The following is a 22181-nucleotide window of genomic DNA, read 5'->3' on the forward strand; positions in this document are numbered from 1 at the left end:
CAGCGGCGGCATCACGGGCCTCGGGCGGCTCCTAGCGCCCCAGCAGGTTCCGCGCCTGACTTGCGATCTGGGCCAGCATGGCCGGGGTAACCAACGTGGCATGTTCCGCGCGGTGCACCATGGACCGGAACGCACCGATCGCGGGCATATGGTCGCTGCCCCAGGCCTCGGCCGCCGCAAGCGGGTCCTTCTTGCCCTGCTTCGTGCCGGCCAGACGCTTCAGGAAATCGAGCCGCATCTGCTGGAAATCGCGCGCGAGCCCGGCCACCAGAAGACGCTCCCAGGGGTCGGACGGACTCATGATCGCCGCGCTCGCCTGTGCCCAGTCGAGACCCAGTCCGGCACCGATCCGGGTAAAGGCGGCCACCAGATCGCGCGGCCCGATGCCGGTGCCGGCGGAAAGCTCGGCAATGCCGACAGCGCCATCGAGATCGAACAGGTTGCCCACGTCGACCGCCACGGCCTCGGGCACGCCGAGTTCGAGCAGACCGGCCCGCAGCTTCAGCGAATGCGCGAGCGTGCGTTCGCCGAGCAGTTCGATGGTATCGGTGGAAAGCGCCGTGATACCGCCCTGCAGGCGCTTGCCCAGTTCGGCAGGCGCAACCGTGCCGGCGCCCGCGCGCAGCAGGTCAGCCATATGGCCCCGCACCGCGACCGCCACCCGGTCGAACAGGGTAATGCGGGCAGCCTCCGGCATGGGCGCGGTTTCGAGGAGGTGCCACAGCCGGTCTAGACCGAACAGGCGCTCCGCCAGCACGAAGGCGGCGGCCACCTGCGCGAGGTCCGCCCCTTCTTCCTCCGCCAGTTCGAAGGGATGGACGATACCGAGGCGGTTGACGATGCGGTTGGCCAGCTTGGTGGCGATGATTTCGCGCGCCAGCCGGTGGTCCTTGATGAAGCGCTGGAACTTGTCCTGCATCGGCACAGGAAAGGCCGCAAGCAGCATGTCGGAAAGACTGGAATCGCCAGGAAGATCGCTGCCTTCGATGGCATCCTGAAGCAGCAGCTTGGTGCTCGAAAGCAGCACCGCCAGCTCGGGCCGGGTCAGACCCTGGCCATCCTGCGCGCGGCGCAGGAAGTCCTCGTTCTCGGCCAACCCTTCGGTGAGGCGGTCGAGGTGGCCGCCTTCCTCCAGCATCTCGATCAGGCGAATGTGCGAAGGCAGGGCATCGGCGCCGCCGCGCCCGGCGATCGACAGGGCAAGCGCCTGAAGGCGGTTGTCCTCGAGCACCAGCGCGCTGACTTCGTCGGTCATCTCGCGCAGCAGGTCGACCCGCGCCTTTTCCGAAAGCTTGCCCGCGCGCCGCGCGGCGGCCAGCGCGATCTTGATGTTGACCTCGTTGTCCGAGCAATCGACACCCGCAGAGTTGTCGATGAAATCGGCATTGATGCAGCCACCCAGTCCGCTGCGCCCCTTGAGCGCGAACTCGATGCGCCCGGCCTGGGTCACGCCGAGGTTGGCGCCCTCGCCGATGACCTTGGCGTGCACCTCGTTCGCGCTGACGCGCAATACGTCGTTGGTCGGATCGCCGACCGTGGCGTTGTTCTCGCTCGACGCCTTGATGTAGGTTCCGATGCCGCCGAACCACAGCAGGTCAAGCCGCGCGCGCAGGATGGCCGAGATCAGCGAATCCGGGTCGATTTCGGTCGCGTCGATGCCCAGCATGTGGCGGACTTCGGGCGAGAGCGGAATCGCCTTGAGCGTGCGCGGGAACACGCCCCCGCCCTGGGAAATCAGCGACTGGTCGTAATCGGCCCAGCTCGACATCGGCAGGCCGAACATGCGCTTGCGCTCGGCCCAGCTCCTCGCCGGATCGGGATCGGGATCGAGGAAGATGTGGCGGTGATCGAACGCCGCGACGAGCTTGATCGCCTGCGAGAGCAGCATGCCGTTGCCGAACACGTCGCCCGACATGTCGCCGCACCCGGCAACGCGCACCGGCTCGGTCTGGACGTCCACGCCCAGCTCCAGGAAGTGACGCTGCACGGAGACCCAGGCCCCGCGCGCGGTAATGCCCATGGCCTTGTGGTCGTATCCGTTGGAACCGCCGCTGGCGAAGGCATCGTCGAGCCAGAAATCGCGCTCGGCGGCAATGGCGTTGGCGACGTCGGAGAACTTGGCAGTGCCCTTGTCGGCGGCCACGACGAAATAGGGATCGTCGCCGTCGAGCACCATCACCGCGTCGGGATGCACCACCTTGCCGGCAACGATGTTGTCGGTAACCGAAAGCAGCGTATCCACGAAGACCTGATAAGCGCCCTGCCCTTCGGCGGCCCAGCCGGCACGATCGTGCGCGGGATCGGGAAGCTGCTTGGGATAGAACCCGCCCTTGGCCCCGGTCGGCACGATCACCGCGTTCTTGACGCGCTGTGCCTTCATCAGACCGAGGATCTCGGTGCGGTAATCGTCACGCCGGTCTGACCAGCGCAGCCCCCCGCGCGCGATCGGCCCCGCGCGCAGGTGAATGCCTTCGACCCGGCGCGAATAGACGAAGATCTCGCGCCATGGCACCGGCTTGGGCAGATCGGGCACTTGCGCGGAGGCCAGCTTGAAAGCCAGCGCGACATCGCCTGCCGGCGCGAAGGCATTCGTGCGCAGCATGGCCTTGACGAGAGCGCGGTAGGCCCGCAGCAGGCGGTCGTCGTTGATCGCGCTGACCGCCACGAGCCCGGTCCGGATCGCTTCCTCCGCCGCCTCGCCCGCGAGGGCACGGTCACCGGAGAAGTCCGGATCGTGATGGACACGAAACAGATCGATCAGGCCCAGTGTCACCGCAGGCGCTCCCTGCAGCGCATCGACGACGGTGACGATGCCGTAATGCACCCCGGCCTGCCGCAGATAGCGATACCAGGCGCGCAGCCAGTTGGTCTCGCGCTTGGACAGGCCCAGTCCCGGCACCAGCCGGTTGAAGGCGTCGTTTTCGCCAAGACCGTTGAGCACCCCGCACAGGGCATCCTCGATCATCGGCGCAAGGCGCAGGACCTCGCCCGCGTCGCGGTCCACCGGCAGGGCCAGCGTGAAATCGTGGATGGTTCCGAACCGCCCCTGGGCGAGCGGCGTAGGCACTTCCTCCAGAACGCGGAACCCGAAGTTCTCGAGCGCCGGAACCGCATCGGAAAGCGGCAGACTGCCCTGCGCTTCGTAGATCTTCAGCCGCAGGCGCCCCGGCTGGTCGCCATCATGGGCATAGAGCCGGACATCGCGGTGTCCTTTCTCATGCTCGCTGTCGGCGGCTTCCCCGACCATGATCTTGCGCATGTGACCAATGTCGATGGCCGCTTCGGCCGGTCCGTAGTCGCTGCGATAGGCCAGCGGAAAGGCATCGGCATAACGCCCGGCCGCCGCCGCCGCGCGCGCCGGCTCCAGCGTCTGCATCAGCACTGCCTCGACCGCTTCTGACCAGCCGCGCAGCATGACCTGCAGGTGGCGGTCGAGTTCGTCCTCGTCGGGCTCGTGCACGCCTTCGCGGATGTCGATGGTGAAGCGCAGCATCGCCAGATTGCCGGATTCGACCTGAAGGCTCCAGTCCAGCGCCGGCGCCTGGGCGGCGTCCTCGATCATTGCCTGGATGCGCTTGCGCATGTCCGTGGAGACCATGTCGCGCGGCAACCAGACGAATGCGAACAAGTGCCGCATCAGCGGCGGGCGGGTAATCAGCAGGCGCGGCCGCGGGCGGTCGACCAGCCCGATCATCGTCGTCGCCAGCCGCTCCACGTCCTCGGTGCCGAGACCGAGCAGGAGGTCATGCGGCAGGCTGGTCAGCGCATGGGCGAGCGCCTTGCCGGTATGCCCGAGGGGATCGAGCCCGAGCCTGGCCGTCAACGCCGCAAGCTGCCCGCGCAGGCGGGGCACGCTATCCGGCGATGCCGTCAGCGATGCGCTCGTCCAGACCCCGGCATGGACCGAAAGCGCCGTAACCATGCCCTTGTCGATGACCGGCACGAGGAACAGGTCCATCGGCACGCGGCGGTGCACGGTGCCCATCTGGTTGGCCTTGACCACCATCGGCGCGCAGATCCTGCCTGCCTTCAATTCGGCATCGAATGCCGCGAAGGCGGCGGCATAGCTGGCTTCGGAAAGCAGGGCGTTCGACGGGCGCCGGCAGATACCCAGCCGCTGCGACTGGCTGCCTTCGCGGCTGCGCGTCACGTGGCCCAGCTGGGTGAGCATGCCATCCGCGAACCAGCGCAGGAGTTCGGCGCCTTCCTCGTCGGAGATGGTCCCGGCATCGGCGTGCATGATCTCCACCATGCGCTGCCAGTCCGAGACCGCATAGCGCACGTCGGCCAGCGTCGCCTCGACCAGGCGCATGAGCTCGCGCCGCTGGCGCGCATCGACACGCGGCGTTTCGATATAAATCATCGACTCGCGTTGGCTGTCGGGAGTCGGGCTCTCGGGGATCGCGACGAGCTGGCCGTCGGCATCGCGTTCGACCGAAAGCACCGGGTGAGCCAGCCGGTCGATCACCAGCCCCAGTTCGGCAATCGCCGCCGCGACCGAGTCGACCAGGAACGGCATGTCGTCGTTGATGAGAGCGATGCGCAGAAGGCGGCGCTCCTCACTCGCCGTGGCCACTTCGATCACCGGCTCGCCGGACTTGCGGCACTGGCCCGCGGCAAGCAGGAAGCGCGCCGTCTCGTCGACCCAACTGCCCTCGTGAGGCCCTTCTCCCGGCAGCAGCGAGCCGTGGATGCGTTGCGCTATGGCGTCCTGCAACGCGGCATCGGCCGCCCCCCGCTTCTTGCGAGCCGCTCCGGCTTTGCGGTTGAAGGTCAGTTCACCTGCGCTCATTGCGTTCTCCGCGGTCCTCTAGTTCCCGCCGACCGTCTTCCGGCGGCACGGCTACAGCCCGATCACCTTATAGGACCGATCGATCGATCCGGCATCAACCGCATCCCGGGTGTCCCCCGGTTCGCGGACAAGAAATGACAACGAAGCGCAATGTCGATGGTTGCAACCTGAAGCGGCTGATCCTGCGCGCCCAAATTTTCACGCTATGTAACACTGTTTCTGATGTGCGCAATATTAGTTCGCACCCTTTGCAGCCAAAGCCTGCTCGGCCAGGATCAGCGAGCCCATGGGGCCGGCATCATCACCCAGCGCCGGCGGTACGACAAGCCGCTCCAGAGCGGCGTGCGTGCAGTCGCGCAGGTACCCTCCCAGAATGTGCGGAAGCCGGGACCGGGTGGCCGGCAGAAGGTGCGGCTGCCGGTTCGTCACGCCGCCGCCCACGACGATCCGTTGCGGCGAAAGCGTGAGCACCAGCATCGCCAGCACCTCGGCCAGGTCGTGCGCCACGGCATCCCAGACCCGGTCCCCGGCTTCGACCTCGCCGGGATGACGACCGAAACGTGCAACAAGGGCCGGACCGCTCAGCAGGCCTTCCACGCAGTCCCCGTGAAACCGGCAGATACCGGGAAAGGCGTCCCCGGCCATGCGGCGCAGACGAACGTGACCGATTTCGGGGTGAAGCATGCCATGCAGCGGCGCGCCATTCAGCAGCACGCCGCCGCCGACACCGGTTCCGATCGTCAGGTAGACCACGACCGGGCAGCCTTGCGCGGCTCCTGCACCGTACTCGGCGAGCGCGGCGGCGTTGACGTCGGTGTCGATCGCGAGGGGCAGCGAAAGCGCCTCTGCGACAAACGACAAAACCGGCGCGCCGGCCCAGCCGGGCTTGGGCGTATCGAGCATGGTCCCGAAGTCCGCGGCTTCTGGCGCGACACGGACCGGCCCGAAACTGGCGATGCCCGCGGCATCGAGCAAACCGTGTTCCCGCCAGTGCAAAAGCGTCTTCACCGCACGCGACAGCGTCTCATCCGGCGTGGTGGTCGGAAATTCTTCGCGCTCGCGGATCGCACCCGGCTGTCCGAGTACGACCACGGTCTTGGTCCCGCCAAGCTCGATACCGCCAAACGTCCGCGTCATGCGATGCTATCTGCCAGCACTGCCGCCCGGTCGCAATCGAAGGCCTCACACGCAAGCTTCACCAGGATGCTTATCCGCTTTGGTTACTGCCCCGCCTGCGTCGTCTCATGCCGCCGGAAAACAGCTTTATTCGGACCGATTCGAGAAGAGTGAAAATACTCGCACAGCCCATTTCAACCCAAATCCGCTCGGATATGGTTAAATTCGAATGTAAGATTTCAATATTTTCATCGCCAAGGCAATTGCCATCAATTTTCCGGCAGTATGTAGATGCTATACTCCTGCGGCCTGCACCTCTTCCCGCAAGGCCTTGATACTTGTGGATGTCTGGAAATTTCCAGCCCCGCCCCCAATGCCGCGTGGCGCATCGAAAGCCGGTTACTGCAGCCCTGATTGCTAACGAACAAAGTTACTTCCTCCCAGTCTTTCAAGATGTTAAAGGAGCGCCGTGATGAAAATGGGGCCCATAAACAGCGACGAAGGCGATGACGCTCAGGAGAGTGCCAGCGCCGCTGTCGAAGTCCGCACGCTTGCCGATCTGGCGCGGCTGGCCGGCGTTTCGACCGGAACGGTGTCGCGCGCGCTGGCGGGCAAGTCGCTAGTAAATACAGATACGCGCGAACGCATTCAGGCCCTTGCCAAGAAACACGGGTTCCGCCCCAATCAAATGGCGAGCAAGCTGCGATCCCGGCGAACCGGCGCCATCGGCGTCGTCGTCCCGCTGGGGCATGCCGGGCGCCAGCAGATTTCCGATCCGTTTTTCCTCACGCTGCTGGGTCACTTGGCCGACGAGCTCACCGAAAACGGGTATGACGTCATGCTCAGCCGCGCCATCCCCGACGGCACGAGCGACTGGCTCGAGCGCATGACCGGTTCGGGCATGGTCGATGGCGTGCTGTTGATGGGCCAGTCGGACCAGCTGGACGTGATCGAGCAGGTTTCCAGGGGCTATCGGCCACTCGTCGCCTGGGGCATCTGCCGCGAGGGCCAGAACCACTGCGTGGTCGGCACGGACAATCTTGCCGGGGGCCGCATGGCCGCCGGGCACCTGATCGCGTCCGGCGCCCGCAAGCTCGTCTTCCTGGGCGACACCGCAGACCTCGAGGTCGCAGAGCGGCACAAGGGTGCAGCCGCCGCCGCGGCGGAAGCGGGCATTTCGCTGCTCCACATCCCCATCAGCCTCGCCAACGGCGAAATGGGACCGCAGATCAAGGCCGCATCCGACGAATGCGGAGGCGACGTGGACGGCATCGTCTGCGGCTCCGACCTGATCGCCATGAACGTGCTGCACTGCCTGCACGAACGCGGCGCCAGGGTACCCGAGGACGTACAGGTGGTGGGCTTCAACGACCTGCCGCTGGCGACGCTCATGAGCCCCCCGCTCACCACTGTCAGGCAGGACATCGCCGACTGCGCAAAGGCCATGGTCGAAAAACTCAGGGCGCGCATAGCCGGCGAACATACCGGGAGCCTCGTCGTCCCGCCGCAACTGATCGTACGCGAAACTACCCGCGCTGCCTGACAACGCATAACCGCGAAATCGCCGCGAACGCCCGAGAGGCAGGCTGCCTTTCCATTGAAGCGGGCCGGGACAAGGGCGTCCGGGCGCGACGGTGACTCTCCCGCCCGAGGCGTGTAACCTTGGTGCAGCTCAGCGCGAATACCCATGTGCGTACAATGGGAGAACCAGCCATGACCACTCGCCCGATCCCCCTCCTGATGCTCGGCGCGGCAAGCGCGGTCGCGCTGGTGGCAGGAAGCGGCGCTCTTTCCGCCAGCCAGCCCAGTACCCGCACGGACTTCCCCGCCCCGCCCGAGCAAAAGGCAAAGCCCAGCGGCGATCGGGTGGCCGTGCTCGCGGGCGGCTGCTTTTGGGGCATGGAAGGCCTGTTCGAGCACGTGAAGGGCGTGAAATCGGTGATTTCAGGCTATGCCGGGGGCACGAAAGCCAATGCCACCTACGCCCGCGTTTCCCGGGAAACGACCCGCCATGCCGAAGCCGTGCGGATCGTCTACGATCCGGCGAAAGTCAGCTATGGCACGCTGCTGAAGATCTACTTCTCGGTCGCGCACGACCCCACGCAGGTCAATCGCCAGTACCCCGATACCGGCCCCAGCTACCGCTCGGCGATCTTCCCGCAGACGGCCGCCCAGCGCCAGATCGCGCAGGCCTATATCGCCAGGATCGAAAAGGCGAAAGTGTTCAAGAAACCCGTCGCCACAAAGCTGGAAAGCGGCCAGTTCTACCCGGCCGAGACCTACCACCAGGACTTCATGCACAAGAACCCGAACAACAGCTATACCAACCGCTACGACAAGCCGAAGATCAGCGCGTTCAGGAAGGCCTATCCAGACCTCTACAAGAGCTAGATCGCCAGTCCCGCCGCGCGGGCACTCGCCCAGGCCCACTGGAAGTTGTAGCCGCCCAGCCAGCCGGTGACGTCCACCGCCTCGCCGATCGCATAGAGGCCGGGCACCTTGCGCGCTTCCATCGTCTTGGACGACAGGCCGGCGGTGTCGATCCCGCCGGCGGTGACTTCGGCCTTGGCGAAACCTTCGGAGCCGCTGGGCACGAAAGACCAGCGCGCCAGCTTCGCTTCCGCCGCGGCCAGCGCCTTGTCGGACAGGTTGCCGAGATCGCCGGACAGGCCCAGCCGTTCGCACAAGGCTTCGGCGAGACGGTCCGGCAGGGCTTCCGAGAGCACCTTGCGCAAGCTCGTTTTCGGCCGTTCACGCTTCGCTGCCTTGAGCCAGCCTTCCTCCCGGTCGGGCAGGAACTGCGTGGTCACCGTATCGCCACGCTGCCAGTAGCTGGAGACCTGCAGGATCGCCGGGCCGGACAACCCGCGATGGGTGAACAGCGCAGCCTCTCGAAACGCCGCCTTGCCACAACGGGCGACGACTTCGGTCGAAACGCCCGACAGATCGCGGAACAGCGCGTCCTCGCCCGTCAGCGTAAGCGGCACCAGCGCCGGGCGCGGCTGCACGACTTTCAACCCGAACTGACGCGCGAGGTCATAGGCAAAGCCGGTCGCGCCCATCTTCGGAATGGACGGACCGCCCGTGGCGATCACCAGAGACGGTGCCTGCACCGTGCGGTCACCATAGGAGACGCGATAGAGGCCATCGGCATGCTCGACCGCGCTGATGGCCTCGCCGCACTGGAGATCGACGCTGCCTTTGGCGCATTCGTCCAGCAGCATGGCGACGATCTGCTTCGCACTGCCGTCGCAGAAGAGCTGGCCCAGCGTCTTTTCGTGCCAGGCAATGCCGTGGCTTTCGACGAGAGCGAGGAAATCGGCAGCCGTGTAGCGGCTGAGCGCCGACTTTGCGAAATGCGGATTGCTCGAAATATAGCGGTCGGGCGCGGTGTGCAGATTGGTGAAATTGCAGCGCCCGCCGCCGGAGATGAGGATCTTCTTGCCCGGCTGATCGGCATGATCGAGCAGCAGCACGCACTTGCCCCGCTGCCCTGCGGTTGCCGCGCAGAACAGCCCGGCAGCGCCCGCGCCGAGAATGATGGCGTCGTATTGGCTCATACGTTGCGCCATTCGCCCTTCGACAGGTTCAGGGCGAGCGGAGAAGGAAGATTCACCCTACTCTCCGCTCGGGCTGAGCTTGTCGAAGCCCGGAACCAGTTCCAGCGCCAGCGCTTCGGCCACGCGAATGCCGTCGACGGCGGCGGACAGGATGCCGCCCGCATAGCCTGCGCCCTCACCCGCCGGATAGAGGCCGCGCGTGTTGAGGCTCTGGTAGTCGCGCCCGCGCGCGATCCGCACGGGAGAGGAGGTGCGCGTCTCGACGCCCGTCATCACCACGTCGGGGTGATCGTAGCCGGGCACCTGCCGTCCAAAGACCGGCAATGCCTCGCGGATGGATTCGATCACGAAATCGGGCAGGCACTGTTTCAGGTCGGTCAGGTGCACGCCGGGCTGGTAGCTTGGCATGACTTCGCCAAATTCCGCCGAAGGCTTGTCCGCTAGAAAATCGCCCAGCTTCTGGCCCGGTGCCTTGTAGTTGGAGCCGCCCGCCTTGTAGGCCAACTCCTCGAACTTGCGCTGGAAGGCAATGCCCGCCAGCGGATGACCGGGATAGTCGCGCTCCGGGGTAATATCGACCACCAGCCCCGAATTGGCGTTGAACTCAGCGCGCGAATACTGGCTCATGCCATTGGTGACGACGCGGCCTTCCTCGCTGGTGGCGGCAACCACGCGCCCGCCCGGGCACATGCAGAACGAATAGACCACCCGGCCGTTGCTGCACTTGTGGCTGATCGAATAGGCCGCCGCGCCGAGAATCTTGTTGCCCGCATTGAGGCCATAGCGCGCCTTGTCGATCCAGCTTTGCGGATGCTCGATGCGCACGCCGATGGCGAAGGGCTTGGCCTCGATGTGCACGCCCCGGTCGTAGAGCACCTGGAAGGTATCGCGCGCGGAATGGCCGACCGCCATGATCACGTGGCTCGCGGGCAGGAACTCGCCGGTGGACAGGTGCAGGCCCTTGAGGCGGCGGGTGCCGTCCTCGCCCTCTTCGACCTCGAAGTCCTCGACGCGGGTCTGGAAGCGGTATTCGCCGCCCAGCTTCTCGATCGTCTCGCGCATGGACATCACCATGGTGACGAGGCGGAAGGTGCCGATGTGCGGATGCGCTTCGGTCAGGATGTCGTCCGGCGCGCCGGCCTTCACGAATTCGGTGAGCACCTTGCGGCCGAGGTGGCGCGAATCCTTGATGCGGCTGTAGAGCTTGCCGTCCGAGAACGTGCCTGCCCCGCCTTCGCCGAACTGCACGTTGCTTTCCGGGTTGAGCACCGAGCGGCGCCACAGGCCCCAGGTGTCCTTGGTACGCTCGCGCACGGCCTTGCCGCGTTCGATGATGATCGGCTTGAAGCCCATCTGCGCGAGAATCAGTGCGGCGAGCAGCCCGCAGGGCCCTGCCCCGATGACCACAGGACGTTGGCCATCCCACCCCTCGGGTGCGTGGGTGACGAACTTGTACGAGGTATCGGGCGTCGGCCGCACGTGCGGATCGTCGGCAAAGCGCGCCAGCACCCCGGCCTCGTCGCGAACGAGGACGTCGAGCGAATAGACCAGCTTGATCGCCGTCTTGCGCCGCGCATCGTTGCCGCGCCGGGCGATGGTGAGCCGTTCAAGGTCCTCGGCCGCAATCCCCAGCCGCTCGCACACCGCCCATTCGAGGTCGGCAGGCGTGTGGTCCAGGGAAAGCGCAAGGTCGGTCAGGCGAAGCATGGCGCGCCTTTAGCGGGGAAATGCGACGGGCGCTATCGGGTTGCAGTCCACACCTCTCGTCATTCCGGCGAAGGCGGATGACGAAGTTATATCATGCGGCTCTGGTTCACCTCAGAACGCCTCGTCCTCCAGTTCCATCATCGAGGCCTTGCCCGACTTGATCGCCAGGAACGCGGCGGTGGCCTGCGGCAGGATGCGATCGAAATAGAAGCGGGCGGTGGTGATCTTGGCCTTGTAGAAAGCCGCGTCCTCGGCGCCTTCGGCCAGCCTTGCCCGCGCGATCAGGGCGGCTCTGGCAAAGCAGTAGCCCATGGCGACGAGGCCGACGAGCCGGGTGTACTCGGTCGCGGCGGCGGCGGCTTCTTCCGGGTCCTTCATGCCCTTTTCGGCAATCGTCGCGGTCGAGAGCTGGAGCGCGCCGAAGGCCTTTTCCAGCCCCTCGATCATCTTGCCGAAGGTCTCGTCCTCCTTGTGCGCCTCGATGAACTGCGAGACGGGATGGAAGAAACTGCGCAGATAGCGCCCCATGTGCGCGGGCAGCTTGCGGCCGACCAGATCGAGCGCCTGGATGCCATTGGTGCCCTCGTAGATCATCGCGATCCGGGCATCGCGCACGTATTGCTCCACACCGCTTTCGGCGATGTAGCCGTGGCCGCCGTAGCACTGCACCGCCAGATTGGCGCTTTCGAAGCCGAGGTCCGTGAACAGCGCCTTCACCACCGGCGTCATCAGCGCCACGAAGTCGCTGGCGCGCTGCTTCACGTCCGGATCGGTCGAGAACTTCTCGGCATCGAGCGCGCGGCTGACCCAGCCGGAGATCGCGCGGCAGCCTTCGTTGTAGGCGCGCATGGTCATCAGCATGCGGCGTACATCGGGGTGGACGATGATCGGATCGGCCGGACCGTCCGGGTTCTTCACGCCCGACAGCGAGCGCCCTTGCAGGCGGTCCTTGGCGTACCACACAGCCGACTGATAGGCCGCCTCGCCCACGCCGAGGCCCTGCACGCCCACCGAGACACGCTCGGTGTTCATCATTGTGAACATGGCCTCCATGCCCTTGTTGGGCGTGCCGACCAGCCAGCCGACAGACTCGTCAAAGTTGAGCTGGCAGGTGGCCGAGGCCTTGAGTCCCATCTTGTGCTCGATCGCGGCGACCGAAACGCCATTGGCCTCGCCCGGCGTGCCGTCCTCTTTCGGCAGGTACTTGGGCACGAGGAACAGGCTGATGCCCTTCACGCCCCTGGGCGCATCGGGCAGCCGCGCAAGGACGAGGTGGACGATGTTCTCGGTCAGGTCCTGCTCACCGGCGGAAATGAAGATCTTGGCACCGCTGATCTTGTAACTGCCCCCAAATTCATCGGCGCCCTGCGGCACCGCCTTGGTGCGCAGCATGCCGAGGTCGGTGCCGCAATGCGGCTCGGTCAGGCACATCGTGCCTGACCACTGGCCCGAGACCATCTTCGGCAGGTAGAACTGCTTGAGTTCTTCGCTGGCATAGCCCTCGATCGCGGTGGTGCCACCGTGGGTGAGGCCCGGATAGAGGCTGAACGAGAGATTGGCCGAGCAGATCATCTCCTCGGTCATCTTGTTCACCTGCTCGGGCAAGCCCTGACCGCCCCACTCGGGCGCGGAGGCCAGCGCGCACCAGCCGCCCTCGCGGAACAGGTCATAGGCTTCCTTGAAGCCCTTGGGCGTGCGCACCACACCGTTTTCCAGCGTGCATCCCTCGATGTCGCCGCTGCGGTTTAGCGGCAGCAGCACTTCCTGCGCCACCTTGGCCGCTTCCTCGAGCACGGCATCGACGAGATCGGGGGTGAATTCCTCCAGCGCCTCGAGATTGCCGAAGCCGTCGTCGCCCAGGGTTTTGTCAGCGTGAAGCTCGTGCAGCACGAACTTCATGTCGCGCAAGGGTGCTTCGTAGACCTGCATTTTCACTCTCCTCGCGGGCGTCCGGTGCCGCCTCCCGCCTTTTTCGTCATTGCGAGCCTGAAGGGCGAAGCAATCCACGGCGACCTGCGCCGGCTCTGGATTGCCGCGCGGCTTCGCCGCTCGCAATGACGAAGGTCAGGAGATCGTTGCCTGTCGTGCCCGGTGTTCCTTTTCCAATCAATTCCGCAGCGGCTTGCCGGTTTCCAGCATGTGCTCCACCCGTGCGATCGAGCGCGGTTCGCGCACCAGCCGCATGAACGTCTCGCGCTCCAGCTTGAGCAGTTCCTGCTCGGTCATGCTGTCCTGCGGATCGGCATCGCCGCCGCTCAGCACTTCGGCGAGGGCATCGGAGACGACCATGTCGTACTCGGTCGCCTTGCCCTGCTTGCGAAAGCCCTCGGCCGCCATGCTGAGCGCGACGTGGCCGCTCTTGCCCGGCAGGGTGAACTCGGGGGGCTCGGGCGGCGTGTAGCCTTCCACCAGCGAAAGCGCCTTCTGCTTGGCATCGTGGAGCAGACGGTCGCGGTTCATGGTGATCCCGTCTTCGGGGCGCAGGAACAGCAGTTCCTTGGCCTGTGCCGCCGATTTGGAAACGGTTGCAGTGGAAACCGTCTCGAACACCTTGGCGACCGGTGGCATCGGGCCGCGGGGCATCATCTTTGCCTTGCGCGCCCGGTCCAGCATTTCGCTGTTGCCGCCCCAGCCGGGGATCAGGCCGACGCCGCATTCGACAAGGCCGGTGTAGAGCTCTGCATGGGCCTGGATGGCATCGCAATGGAGCAGGATCTCGCACCCGCCGCCCACGGCCAGCCCCGCCGGCGCGCCGACCACCGGGAACGGCGCGTATTTCAGGCCCTTGTAGGCCATCTGCCCGCCCGCGATGAGCTTTTCGATTTCGCCATAGGCGGCGATGTTCACCGCGAAGAGCGCAAGGCCGAGGTTGGCGCCGGCGGAAAAGCTGTCGGCATCGGTGTAGATGACCAGCGCCTTGTACTGGGCCGAGACCAGCGGGATGGCCTTGACGATCAGCTTCATCACCTCGCCGTCGAGCGCATTCATCTTGCCGGTGAATTCAAGGCACAGGACGCCGTCGCCGATGTCCCAGAGCGCGGCCGATCCGCTTTTCAGCACCGGCTTGGCGGCCAGCTTGATGTCGGCCAGCCGCAGCACACCCTCGGGGCGCACCACATCGTGATATTCGCCATCAAGGCCGAGGAACTGGCGCTTGCCGCCCTCGACGCGATAGAACGTGCGCTCGCCCGCCAGCTTGAGCATTTCGGGCACCGGCTGACCTTCGGCGGCGAGCCGCTCGGCCAGATAGGCCGCGCCGAGCTTGTCGATCATTTCGAACGGCCCGGCCTGCCAGTTGTAGCCCAGCTTCATGGCGTCATCGATGGCGACCACATCGGCCGCGGCAGAGGGTACGAGGCTGGCGGCATAGGCCAGCGTCCCGCCCAGCACGGCCCAGGCATAGGCCCCGATCTCGCCTCCGGTCTCGACCAGCGCCCTGAGATCGCCCTTGGCCGCAGCGCCGCGCGGCCCGGCCGGCACGATCTTCTCGCGGTATTCGCCGCTCGCCAGATCGATGGCTTCCTTGCGGCGGGCCATGGCCTTGTTGAGGCGATAGAACCCGCCCTTGCCCTTGCGGCCGGTGTAGCCGTCCGCGATCATCTTCTCGATCAGCGGCATGGTGCGCGCAATCGCGTGGTAGGGATCGTCCTTGGGCAGCGTCGAGGTGAGGCTCGCCTGCAGGTGCGGCATCAGATCGATGCCGACGAGGTCGACGAGCCCGAAGATGCCGGTCTTGGGAACACCCATCGGCTTGCCCGCAATGGCATCGGCCAGCTCCACCGTCAGCCCCATGTCGAAGGCCGCATTGAGGCCGAGCTGGATCCAGTACGTGCCGATGCGGTTGGCGATGAAGCCGGGGGTGTCCTTGGCATGGACCACCGACTTGCCCATCGCGACATCGGCGAACTGTTCCACCTTCGCCGCCACACCGGCGTCGGTGTCTGGCCCGGTGACGATCTCCAGCAGGCGCATGTAGCGCGGCGGGTTGAAGAAGTGGGTGATGAGAAAATCGCGCTTGAACGCGTCCGAGCGCCCCTCGACCAGATGGGCGAGCGGGATCGTCGAGGTGTTCGAGGACACGGCAGTGCCGTCGCGCTTCACCGCTTCCAGCTTGGCGTAAAGGCCCTGCTTGATGTCGAGCCGCTCGATCACTGCCTCGATCACCCAGTCGCACTCGGCGACCTTGCCCAGGTGATCCTCGATATTGCCGGTCTCGATCAGCTTCGCGGCGGACTTGCTCATGAAGGGCGCGGGCTCGGTCTTGAGCATCTTCGCCACGGCGCCTTCGGCAATCGCATTGCGATTTGCGCCGTCCTTGGGAACGATGTCGAGCAGGACCACCGGCACCCCGGCATTGGCGACTTGTGCGGCGATCCCGGCACCCATGGTCCCGGCGCCGATCACGCAGACTTTCTTGATCGGCTGGCTCATTCCACCGCCTCCAGCACGGTGGCAATGCCCTGACCGCCGCCGATGCACTGGGTGGCGAGCGCATACTTGCCGCCCTCGCGCTTGAGCAGCGCCGCCGCCTTGCCGACGATGCGCGCACCCGTCGCGCCGAGCGGGTGGCCAAGGGCAATCGCGCCGCCATCGATATTGGTCTTGGCGGTATCGAGGCCGAGGTCGCGGATGCAGGCGATAGCCTGCGAGGCGAAGGCCTCGTTGAGTTCGACCACGTCGAGATCGGCGGCGGTAATGCCCGCGCGCGCCATCGCCTTCTGGCTGGAGACGATCGGGCCCAGCCCCATCGTTTCAGGCGCGCAGCCGCTGATGCTCACCGCCTTGATCCGGGCGAGGATCGGCAGGCCGTGCTTGCGGGCATAGTCCTCGGTCGTGACGAGCACCGCGCTCGCGCCGTCGGTGAGCGGCGAGGACGTGCCCGCCGTGACCGAACCGTTCGCGTCAAACGCAGGCTTGAGCCCAGCCAGATCCTCCGCCGTGGTGCCGGGGCGGATCGTGCCGTCCTCGCTGACCGTGCCGCCCTTGGTCTCGATCGGTACGATCTCGTCGGCAAACTTGCCCGCCTCGCGCGCGGCGGCGGCGCGTTTCTGACTTTCAACGGCCAGCGCTTCCTGTTCGGCACGAGCGATCTGGTACTTGGCCGCGACGTTCTCTGCCGTCTCACCCATGCTCATGTAGACCGAGCTTTTCTTCGCCAGCGCCGGGTTGGGCATGGGGTTGAAGCCCATCATCGGCACCCGGCTCATCGATTCGACGCCCGCGCAGATGAACACCTCGCCCGCGCCGATAGCGATCTGGCCCATGGCATAGTGGATCGCGCTCATCGACGAGCCGCAGAAGCGGTTCACCGTCATGCCGCCCACCGAAATCGGCAGGTCCGCCAGCAGGCCGATCAGCCGCGCGACATTGAGGCCCTGCTCTCCCTCGGGGAAGGCGCAGCCGACGATCAGGTCTTCCACTTCCGCCGGGTCCACGCCGGTCTTGCCGATCAATCCGCGAATCACCTGCTCCGTCAGGTCATCGGGACGGGTCCGCGCCAGCGCGCCTTTGTTCGCAAGATGAAACGGGGAACGGGCGTAACCCGCGATCACGACGCTTTGCATGCATTCTCTCCATCGGTGGACATGGCAGGGCCGAGGCATCGGCCAACCATCTCCCTGAGCTCGGTTATTCCCTATAGGTTCAATTCTTTCCCTATACGTCAAGATAAATTTGGGCTACGAAATTCGCATGAGCCCCATCCCCCGATCCACCCCGCGGACATTCCCGGGGCGGAAAAGAGGGCCTGCACGAGAAGGATGAAAGGTCGCACATGAGACTATCGAAATGCACGGGCGGCGCTTCGGTTGCCATGCCCGTCCCGGTAAATTCCAGTCTTGCTACAAAGCACGGGACGACGCCGGGCGATCGGCAAGTTCGCCCCTGCCTCGGCATGTGGGGACCCTTCCGGTGAGCGCCGCGGCGACCATGTCCGCCTCCTCCGGCCAGCCGGAGGAAATGCCGCCGATCGCACCGCGCCTGCTGACTGACCTGCTCGACCATGCGGTGGAATATCACGGCGACTGGAATGCCATCGATTTCATGGGCCGGCGCTGGAGCTATGCCGAGATCGGAGAGCTTGTACGCAAGGCGGCGCGCGGCCTGCAGGACCTCGGCGTCGAAAAGGGCACGCGCGTCGGCCTGTGCCTGCCCAACACGCCCTATTACGTGATCTGCTACTTCGCGGTGCTGCGCGTGGGCGGCGTGGTGGTGAACTTCAACCCGCTCTACACCGAGCGCGAGATGGCCCACCTTGTCGAGGATTCGGGCGCCGAGGTCATCATCACCTCGGACCTCGTGCTGTCCCTGCCCAAGATCGAGCCGCTGATCGGCAGGGGATCGCTGCACCGCGTGATCGTGTGCCCATTCGCCGATGCCCTGCCAGCCATGAAGCGGCGGGCCTTCCTGCTGTTCAAGCGGCGCGACATCGCGCACGAACCGCACGATCTGCGCTACGTTCGCTTCGCCGACCTGATCGGGCGCGATGCCGATCCCGACCCGGTCGAGCAAAGCCCGCACGACCTGGCCGTGCTGCAATATACCGGCGGCACCACCGGCGTGCCCAAGGGCGCGATGCTCAGCCATACCAACCTCACGGCCAATTCTGCGCAGATGGTTGCGCATGTCGGCCACATGCCCGGGCAGCAGGAGCGCACGCTGGGCATCTTGCCGCTGTTCCACGTCTTCGCCCTGACGACGGTGCTGAACTACTCGGTCGACACCGCCGCCGAGATGATCCTGCTGCCGCGCTTCGAGATGAAGCCGTTTCTCGCCACGGCCCGGCGCACCAAACCCACGCAGTTCTTCGGCGTGCCCACGCTCTACACAGCGTTGAGCACCGAGAACCTGGAGGGCGCGTTCGACGAGGTGCGCGTGTGCATCTCGGGCGGCGCGCCGCTGCCGCTGGACGTGCGCAGGAGCTTCGAGCAGGCATCCGGCATACGCGTGGTCGAAGGATACGGCCTGTCCGAAGCCAGCCCGATCATCGCCTGCAATCCGCTCGAAGGCGTGGTCAAGGACAATTCCTGCGGCCCTGCCTTCCCCGGCACGACGCTGGAAATCCGCGACCCAAACGAGCCCAACCACTTGTGCAAGCCGGGCGAAAAGGGCGAAGTCTGCGCGCGCGGCCCGCAGATCATGAAGGGCTACTGGAACCGCCCGGAGGAATCGGAGCGCACCTTCATCTACGGTGCGCTGCGGACCGGGGACATCGGCTATCTCGACGAGGACGGCTATCTCTTCCTCGTCGACAGGATCAAGGACGTGATCCTGTGCGGCGGCTACAACGTCTATCCGCGCATCATCGAAGAAGCGATCTACGAACACCCGCTGGTGGCCGAAGCTGCGGTAATCGGCGTGCCCGACCCCTACCGGGGCCAGACTCCCAAGGCCTTCGTCGCGCTGCACGAGGGAAGCGAGATCGACGAAGCAACCTTGCTGAACTTCCTGCGCGAGCGGCTGAACAAGATCGAAATGCCCTCTTCGATCGAGTTTCGGGCCAGCCTGCCCAAGACCCTGGTCGGCAAGCTTTCGAAGAAGGACCTTGCCGACGAGGAAGCCGCACGCCGCAATTCGGACAACACGGCGTGACCTACGCCCGGTCCCACGCTGCGACCTCCCCCTCGGACAATCCGAAAATGCTCGGCATTCAGGAAGTCGCGAGACAGCTGGACGTGACCATGCGCACCTTGCGCTTCTACGAGGACAAGGGTCTGATCGCACCGCAGCGCGTGGGCACGACGCGCATCTATTCGCGGCGGGAAATCGCACGGATGCGCCTCATCCTGCGCGGCAAGCGGCTTGGCTTCTCGATCCGCGAGATCAAGGAATTCCTCGATCTCTACGACGTCGATCCCGAACACGTCGCACAGGCTCGCCAGCTTCTGATGAAGATCGGGGAACGTGTCAGCGCGTTGCGCAAGCAGAAGCGCGCCATCGACCAGACGCTTGAGGAACTGCGGCTGCTCGAGAGACAGGCGCTTACCCTGATCGACGGCGCTGCGACCGCCCGGAACGATGACGAGAACAAGCACGATGACTGATCCGGACCGCGCCGCCGTCGAGGACTTGCGCGACCTGCTGACGATCGAGGAGATCGATACCGACCTCTATCGCGGCGCCGCTTCGGCCGAAGCGGCGGGGCGCGTGTTCGGAGGGCTGGTGGTGGCGCAGGCGCTATCCGCCGCCGCGCGCTCGATTGGCGAAAGCAGGCATGCCCACTCGCTCCATGCCTATTTCCTGCGGGCCGGCGACACCACGCGCCCCATCATCTACCGCGTGCTGCCCGATTTCGACGGCAGCAGCTTCGCCAACCGGCGCGTGGTGGCGATGCAGGACGCCAAACCGATCCTCAACCTCGCCGCATCGTTCCATCGGCACGAGGAAGGCTTCGCCCACGCCGCCGCCATGCCAAAGCTGCTCCCGCCGGAGGAGTGCCCCGATTTTACCGGCACGCTCGCTGCCGCGGGAACCGCCGTGCCGCCAACAATACTGGAACGTCTCGCCGCCTTCGACATGCGGCCGGGACCGCCTGCGCCCCGGGGCTTCGACGGCGCCGGCATGCCCAGCCAGTTCCTGTGGTTCCGCCTCAAGAAGCCCATGGAGGCAGATCCGGCGATGCAGCGCGTGGTGCTGGCCTATGCCAGCGACTTCGCGCTGGTGACCACGGCAGTCATCCCCCACCCGGTCGAATTCTTCTCGCCCCGGCTACAGGTGGCGAGCCTCGACCACGCGGTGTGGTTCCATGCAACGCCGCCGGTCGACGACTGGCTGCTCTATACGATGGACAGCCCATGGTCGGGCCATGCCCGTGGCTTTGCCCGCGGGACGATCTTCGACCGCACCGGCAGGCTCGTGGCCAGCGTCGCGCAGGAAGGCCTGTGCCGGGTGCGGAACACCGAGCCCGATTGATGGCTGGCCGCTTCTAGGCCTTCGCCGGGTTGTTCGGTGCGCGCCGATTGACCAGCGGGCGCTGGTAGGAGGGGTCCTCCTTGCTGCGCGAGGACACGCCGTTCACGGCAATGTCGGGCACGTCGGCAAAGGGGATCGGCATCGGCGGCGGCAGGCAGCACCATTCGATGACATTGGTGCGCAGCGCGATGCGCCACTCGCCGTCTCGCTTCTCGAGCCGGTCGATGTAGCGCCCGCCCGCGATCCACAGGCTCTCATCCTTGTTGCGGCCGACGAACTGGTAGTAGGTCTCGCTATGCGCGGCATCGCCGTCGAGGTCGATGGTGGTCTGCAGCAGGGCATGATGCGTCAGGACCTGACCCGCCTCGTGCATCGGCACGGCCCAGTCCCAGCAATCGGCGGGGCTGCCCACGAAAGGACCCGCCGCCATCTCGCCATCCGGCCAGAACGCCGAGAGGTAGATGTCGCGGTCGAACCGGTCCATCCCGCGCGAGAAGCGCGCGAGGCATTCCATGATGTCCTGCTTGTCGAGCAGCGCGTCCAGCCGCGCTTCGCGGTCACTTGCCACGGTAGTCGACCTCGCAAATCGGCTTCCACAGAGGCGCTCCGCGCTTTTCGCGCATGGATTCGATGCGCCTGCCGTCGATGTCGACCACACCATAGTCGCCGGCGACCTCGGCGGTGATGAACGAGCCGCCCGAACGCTTCATGATCTCCGGATCGCTGGCCAGCGCGGCGATCACCCGGCCGGGATGCTCGACCGAGCTGCCGGTCTGGCCCGCGACCGAATTGGTCATCTTGTCGGACACCTTGGCAAGGTTGTCCTTGGCCTTTTCGGTGAGCGTCAGGCCCTGCCACAGCGAGACGGTGGCGACGTTGTAGGGTTCGAGTTCGATGGCCATGTCGCGCGCGATGCGGTCGACGATGCACTTGGTCGCGCTGAAGATGACGCCGTAGGTATAAGTCACCCCAGTATAGCCGCTGATCATCACGATCAGACCGGACTTCTGCCGCGCCATCATCTTCGCCGCATGCCACGAGCACACGTAATAGGACCGCGCGCCGACTTCCCACATCTCGAGGTTGGACAGCGGCTTTTCCCAGAACGGCTGCGGCTCCAGCAGGTCTTCGGAAAGCTGCGTCGCGCTGTTGACGAGAATGTCGAGCCGGCCCTGCTCGCGCTCGATCTGCTCGAACAGTCGCGCGACCGCCTCGTCATCGCCATGGTCGACGGCCACCGCGATGCCCTTGCCACCGCTTTTCTTGCCGCGCTCATCGCATTCCGCCGCGGTGCCGCCGACGGTGCCGGGCAGATAGTAATCGCCCTCCTTCACGGTGCGTCCGGTGACGTAGACCGTCGCGCCCTGCTCCGCGAGTACAAGTGCGATACCCTTGCCGATACCCCGGCTTGCGCCGGTGACCAGCGCGACCTTTCCTGCCAGCGGCGCGCTCATTTCGTTTCTCCTGCAAACCAGCGTTCGCTGTAATCACCCTTGGCGCGGCCCGGGAAATGTTCGGCAGTGAAGGGATAGCCCATCACGCCCTTGGACCAGTCAGCCGCATCTCCCCAGTCCTGCTCCCAGTCGTAAAGCATCACGCGGTCGGCAATGCGCCATTCTCCGTCGCGGAAGGCGAAAGTGTCGAGATAGCGGCCGCCGATGCAGGTATCGCGATCGCCCTCGCCCATGTCGACACGGTGGTACGAGATCACATGCGTCTCGGCCTTGGCGCTGTCGCCGCCAAGTTCGATACAGGTCTGCCCCAGCACGTGCTGGGTGTCCTTGATCGCATCCGCCCCGGGAACGACCCAGGCGAGGTATGCCTCGAAATCCCCGCCGTGGACGCCGTAATCGAATGTCGCATCAGGCCACCAGCATGACCGGATCAGATCGGCACTGCGCCGGTCTTCGCCGCGCGCCAGGCGGGCGACGCAATCGCGTATCGCCTCGCGGTCCAGCAAGGCCTTCATTGCACCTTCCATTATCGCTCTCCTGTCCCGTCCGCCCATCGTCGGGGGCACGGCCCTTTCATTCGCATATACCCGGACTTGCACGGGTGACTTGATTATTCCGGACAAATCCTGCGCATGATCGTGC

At 65.6% G+C, this 22181-nt stretch carries 15 protein-coding genes; 5 read left to right on the forward strand and 10 right to left on the reverse strand.

Annotation, left to right across the window (positions count from 1 at the left end; genetic code table 11):
- Nucleotides 1-31 precede the first annotated feature (31 nt).
- Entirely contained in the window at nucleotides 32-4792 is a 4761-nt protein-coding gene (locus NZK81_RS05525; RefSeq protein ID WP_260044648.1) for an NAD-glutamate dehydrogenase, read from the reverse strand.
- A 234-nt stretch (nucleotides 4793-5026) separates the two neighbouring features.
- Nucleotides 5027-5929 carry an ROK family protein gene (locus NZK81_RS05530; protein WP_260044650.1) on the reverse strand — a complete coding sequence of 301 codons (903 nt, stop codon included), beginning with the start codon at nucleotides 5927-5929 and terminating at the stop codon, nucleotides 5027-5029.
- A gap of 457 nt (nucleotides 5930-6386) precedes the next feature.
- On the opposite strand from NZK81_RS05530, the gene NZK81_RS05535 reads away from it, so the two are divergent.
- Both NZK81_RS05535 and msrA read left to right on the forward strand, forming a co-directional pair.
- On the forward strand, nucleotides 6387-7451 hold the full coding sequence (locus NZK81_RS05535) for a LacI family DNA-binding transcriptional regulator (protein WP_260044734.1): 1065 nt from the start codon (nucleotides 6387-6389) through the stop codon (nucleotides 7449-7451).
- 170 nt (nucleotides 7452-7621) lie between these two features.
- On the forward strand, nucleotides 7622-8299 hold the full coding sequence (msrA, locus tag NZK81_RS05540; RefSeq protein WP_260044652.1) for a peptide-methionine (S)-S-oxide reductase MsrA: 678 nt from the start codon (nucleotides 7622-7624) through the stop codon (nucleotides 8297-8299).
- On the opposite strand, the gene NZK81_RS05545 is transcribed toward msrA, so the two are convergent.
- The 5 genes from NZK81_RS05545 to NZK81_RS05565 all read right to left on the reverse strand — a co-directional run bounded on the left by NZK81_RS05545 (nucleotide 8296) and on the right by NZK81_RS05565 (nucleotide 16739).
- The gene (locus tag NZK81_RS05545; protein WP_260044654.1) at nucleotides 8296-9468 is read right to left on the reverse strand and encodes a BaiN/RdsA family NAD(P)/FAD-dependent oxidoreductase; all 1173 of its coding nucleotides are present in this window, start codon (nucleotides 9466-9468) and stop codon (nucleotides 8296-8298) included. The genes msrA and NZK81_RS05545 overlap by 4 nt on opposite strands.
- 57 nt (nucleotides 9469-9525) lie before the next feature.
- On the reverse strand, nucleotides 9526-11175 hold the full coding sequence (locus NZK81_RS05550; protein ID WP_260044656.1) for an NAD(P)/FAD-dependent oxidoreductase: 1650 nt from the start codon (nucleotides 11173-11175) through the stop codon (nucleotides 9526-9528).
- A gap of 111 nt (nucleotides 11176-11286) precedes the next feature.
- Nucleotides 11287-13104, reverse strand: a complete 1818-nt coding sequence (locus NZK81_RS05555) for an acyl-CoA dehydrogenase C-terminal domain-containing protein (RefSeq protein WP_260044658.1) — start codon at nucleotides 13102-13104, stop codon at nucleotides 11287-11289.
- A gap of 177 nt (nucleotides 13105-13281) precedes the next feature.
- The gene (locus NZK81_RS05560) at nucleotides 13282-15606 is read right to left on the reverse strand and encodes a 3-hydroxyacyl-CoA dehydrogenase/enoyl-CoA hydratase family protein (RefSeq protein WP_260044660.1); all 2325 of its coding nucleotides are present in this window, start codon (nucleotides 15604-15606) and stop codon (nucleotides 13282-13284) included.
- A complete protein-coding gene (locus NZK81_RS05565) occupies nucleotides 15603-16739 on the reverse strand; it encodes a thiolase family protein (RefSeq protein ID WP_260044662.1) in 1137 nt (378 codons plus the stop codon). The genes NZK81_RS05560 and NZK81_RS05565 overlap by 4 nt, the downstream gene beginning before the upstream one ends.
- A 394-nt stretch (nucleotides 16740-17133) precedes the next feature.
- Between NZK81_RS05565 and NZK81_RS05570 the strand changes: the two genes are divergently transcribed.
- From NZK81_RS05570 to NZK81_RS05580, 3 genes are read left to right on the forward strand one after another with little or no spacing between them, the layout of a single operon-like run.
- Nucleotides 17134-18765, forward strand: coding sequence for a long-chain-fatty-acid--CoA ligase (locus tag NZK81_RS05570; protein WP_260044735.1), 1632 nt, complete (start codon nucleotides 17134-17136; stop codon nucleotides 18763-18765).
- A 47-nt stretch (nucleotides 18766-18812) separates the two neighbouring features.
- Nucleotides 18813-19217 (forward strand): MerR family transcriptional regulator, encoded by a 405-nt coding sequence (locus NZK81_RS05575; RefSeq protein WP_260044737.1) that lies wholly within the window; start codon nucleotides 18813-18815, stop codon nucleotides 19215-19217.
- Entirely contained in the window at nucleotides 19210-20085 is an 876-nt protein-coding gene (locus NZK81_RS05580) for an acyl-CoA thioesterase (protein ID WP_260044664.1), read from the forward strand. The genes NZK81_RS05575 and NZK81_RS05580 overlap by 8 nt, the downstream gene beginning before the upstream one ends.
- Before the next feature lie 13 nt (nucleotides 20086-20098).
- On the opposite strand, the gene NZK81_RS05585 is transcribed toward NZK81_RS05580, so the two are convergent.
- The 3 genes from NZK81_RS05585 to NZK81_RS05595 are packed head-to-tail and all read right to left on the reverse strand — an operon-like array spanning nucleotide 20099 to nucleotide 22066.
- Nucleotides 20099-20653, reverse strand: a complete 555-nt coding sequence (locus NZK81_RS05585) for a nuclear transport factor 2 family protein (RefSeq protein ID WP_260044665.1) — start codon at nucleotides 20651-20653, stop codon at nucleotides 20099-20101.
- Entirely contained in the window at nucleotides 20643-21539 is an 897-nt protein-coding gene (locus NZK81_RS05590; protein ID WP_260044667.1) for an SDR family NAD(P)-dependent oxidoreductase, read from the reverse strand. The genes NZK81_RS05585 and NZK81_RS05590 overlap by 11 nt, the downstream gene beginning before the upstream one ends.
- Nucleotides 21536-22066 carry a nuclear transport factor 2 family protein gene (locus NZK81_RS05595; protein WP_260044669.1) on the reverse strand — a complete coding sequence of 177 codons (531 nt, stop codon included), beginning with the start codon at nucleotides 22064-22066 and terminating at the stop codon, nucleotides 21536-21538. The genes NZK81_RS05590 and NZK81_RS05595 overlap by 4 nt, the downstream gene beginning before the upstream one ends.
- Between the last annotated feature and the right edge of the window lie 115 nt (nucleotides 22067-22181).

The sequence above is a fragment of the Novosphingobium mangrovisedimenti genome (assembly GCF_025153475.1).
In the GTDB taxonomy this organism is placed as follows: domain Bacteria; phylum Pseudomonadota; class Alphaproteobacteria; order Sphingomonadales; family Sphingomonadaceae; genus Novosphingobium; species Novosphingobium mangrovi_A.

What these genes read in the sequence shown, in the direction of transcription:
- NZK81_RS05525 (WP_260044648.1), bottom strand. Translation starts at nt 4,792, where the DNA reads ATGAGCGCAGGTGAACTGACCTTCAACCGCAAAGCCGGAGCGGCTCGC.
- NZK81_RS05530 (WP_260044650.1), bottom strand. Translation starts at nt 5,929, where the DNA reads ATGACGCGGACGTTTGGCGGTATCGAGCTTGGCGGGACCAAGACCGTG.
- NZK81_RS05535 (WP_260044734.1), top strand. Translation starts at nt 6,387, where the DNA reads ATGGGGCCCATAAACAGCGACGAAGGCGATGACGCTCAGGAGAGTGCC.
- msrA (WP_260044652.1), top strand. Translation starts at nt 7,622, where the DNA reads ATGACCACTCGCCCGATCCCCCTCCTGATGCTCGGCGCGGCAAGCGCG.
- NZK81_RS05545 (WP_260044654.1), bottom strand. Translation starts at nt 9,468, where the DNA reads ATGAGCCAATACGACGCCATCATTCTCGGCGCGGGCGCTGCCGGGCTG.
- NZK81_RS05550 (WP_260044656.1), bottom strand. Translation starts at nt 11,175, where the DNA reads ATGCTTCGCCTGACCGACCTTGCGCTTTCCCTGGACCACACGCCTGCC.
- NZK81_RS05555 (WP_260044658.1), bottom strand. Translation starts at nt 13,104, where the DNA reads ATGCAGGTCTACGAAGCACCCTTGCGCGACATGAAGTTCGTGCTGCAC.
- NZK81_RS05560 (WP_260044660.1), bottom strand. Translation starts at nt 15,606, where the DNA reads ATGAGCCAGCCGATCAAGAAAGTCTGCGTGATCGGCGCCGGGACCATG.
- NZK81_RS05565 (WP_260044662.1), bottom strand. Translation starts at nt 16,739, where the DNA reads ATGCAAAGCGTCGTGATCGCGGGTTACGCCCGTTCCCCGTTTCATCTT.
- NZK81_RS05570 (WP_260044735.1), top strand. Translation starts at nt 17,134, where the DNA reads ATGCCGCCGATCGCACCGCGCCTGCTGACTGACCTGCTCGACCATGCG.
- NZK81_RS05575 (WP_260044737.1), top strand. Translation starts at nt 18,813, where the DNA reads ATGCTCGGCATTCAGGAAGTCGCGAGACAGCTGGACGTGACCATGCGC.
- NZK81_RS05580 (WP_260044664.1), top strand. Translation starts at nt 19,210, where the DNA reads ATGACTGATCCGGACCGCGCCGCCGTCGAGGACTTGCGCGACCTGCTG.
- NZK81_RS05590 (WP_260044667.1), bottom strand. Translation starts at nt 21,539, where the DNA reads ATGAGCGCGCCGCTGGCAGGAAAGGTCGCGCTGGTCACCGGCGCAAGC.
- NZK81_RS05595 (WP_260044669.1), bottom strand. Translation starts at nt 22,066, where the DNA reads ATGGAAGGTGCAATGAAGGCCTTGCTGGACCGCGAGGCGATACGCGAT.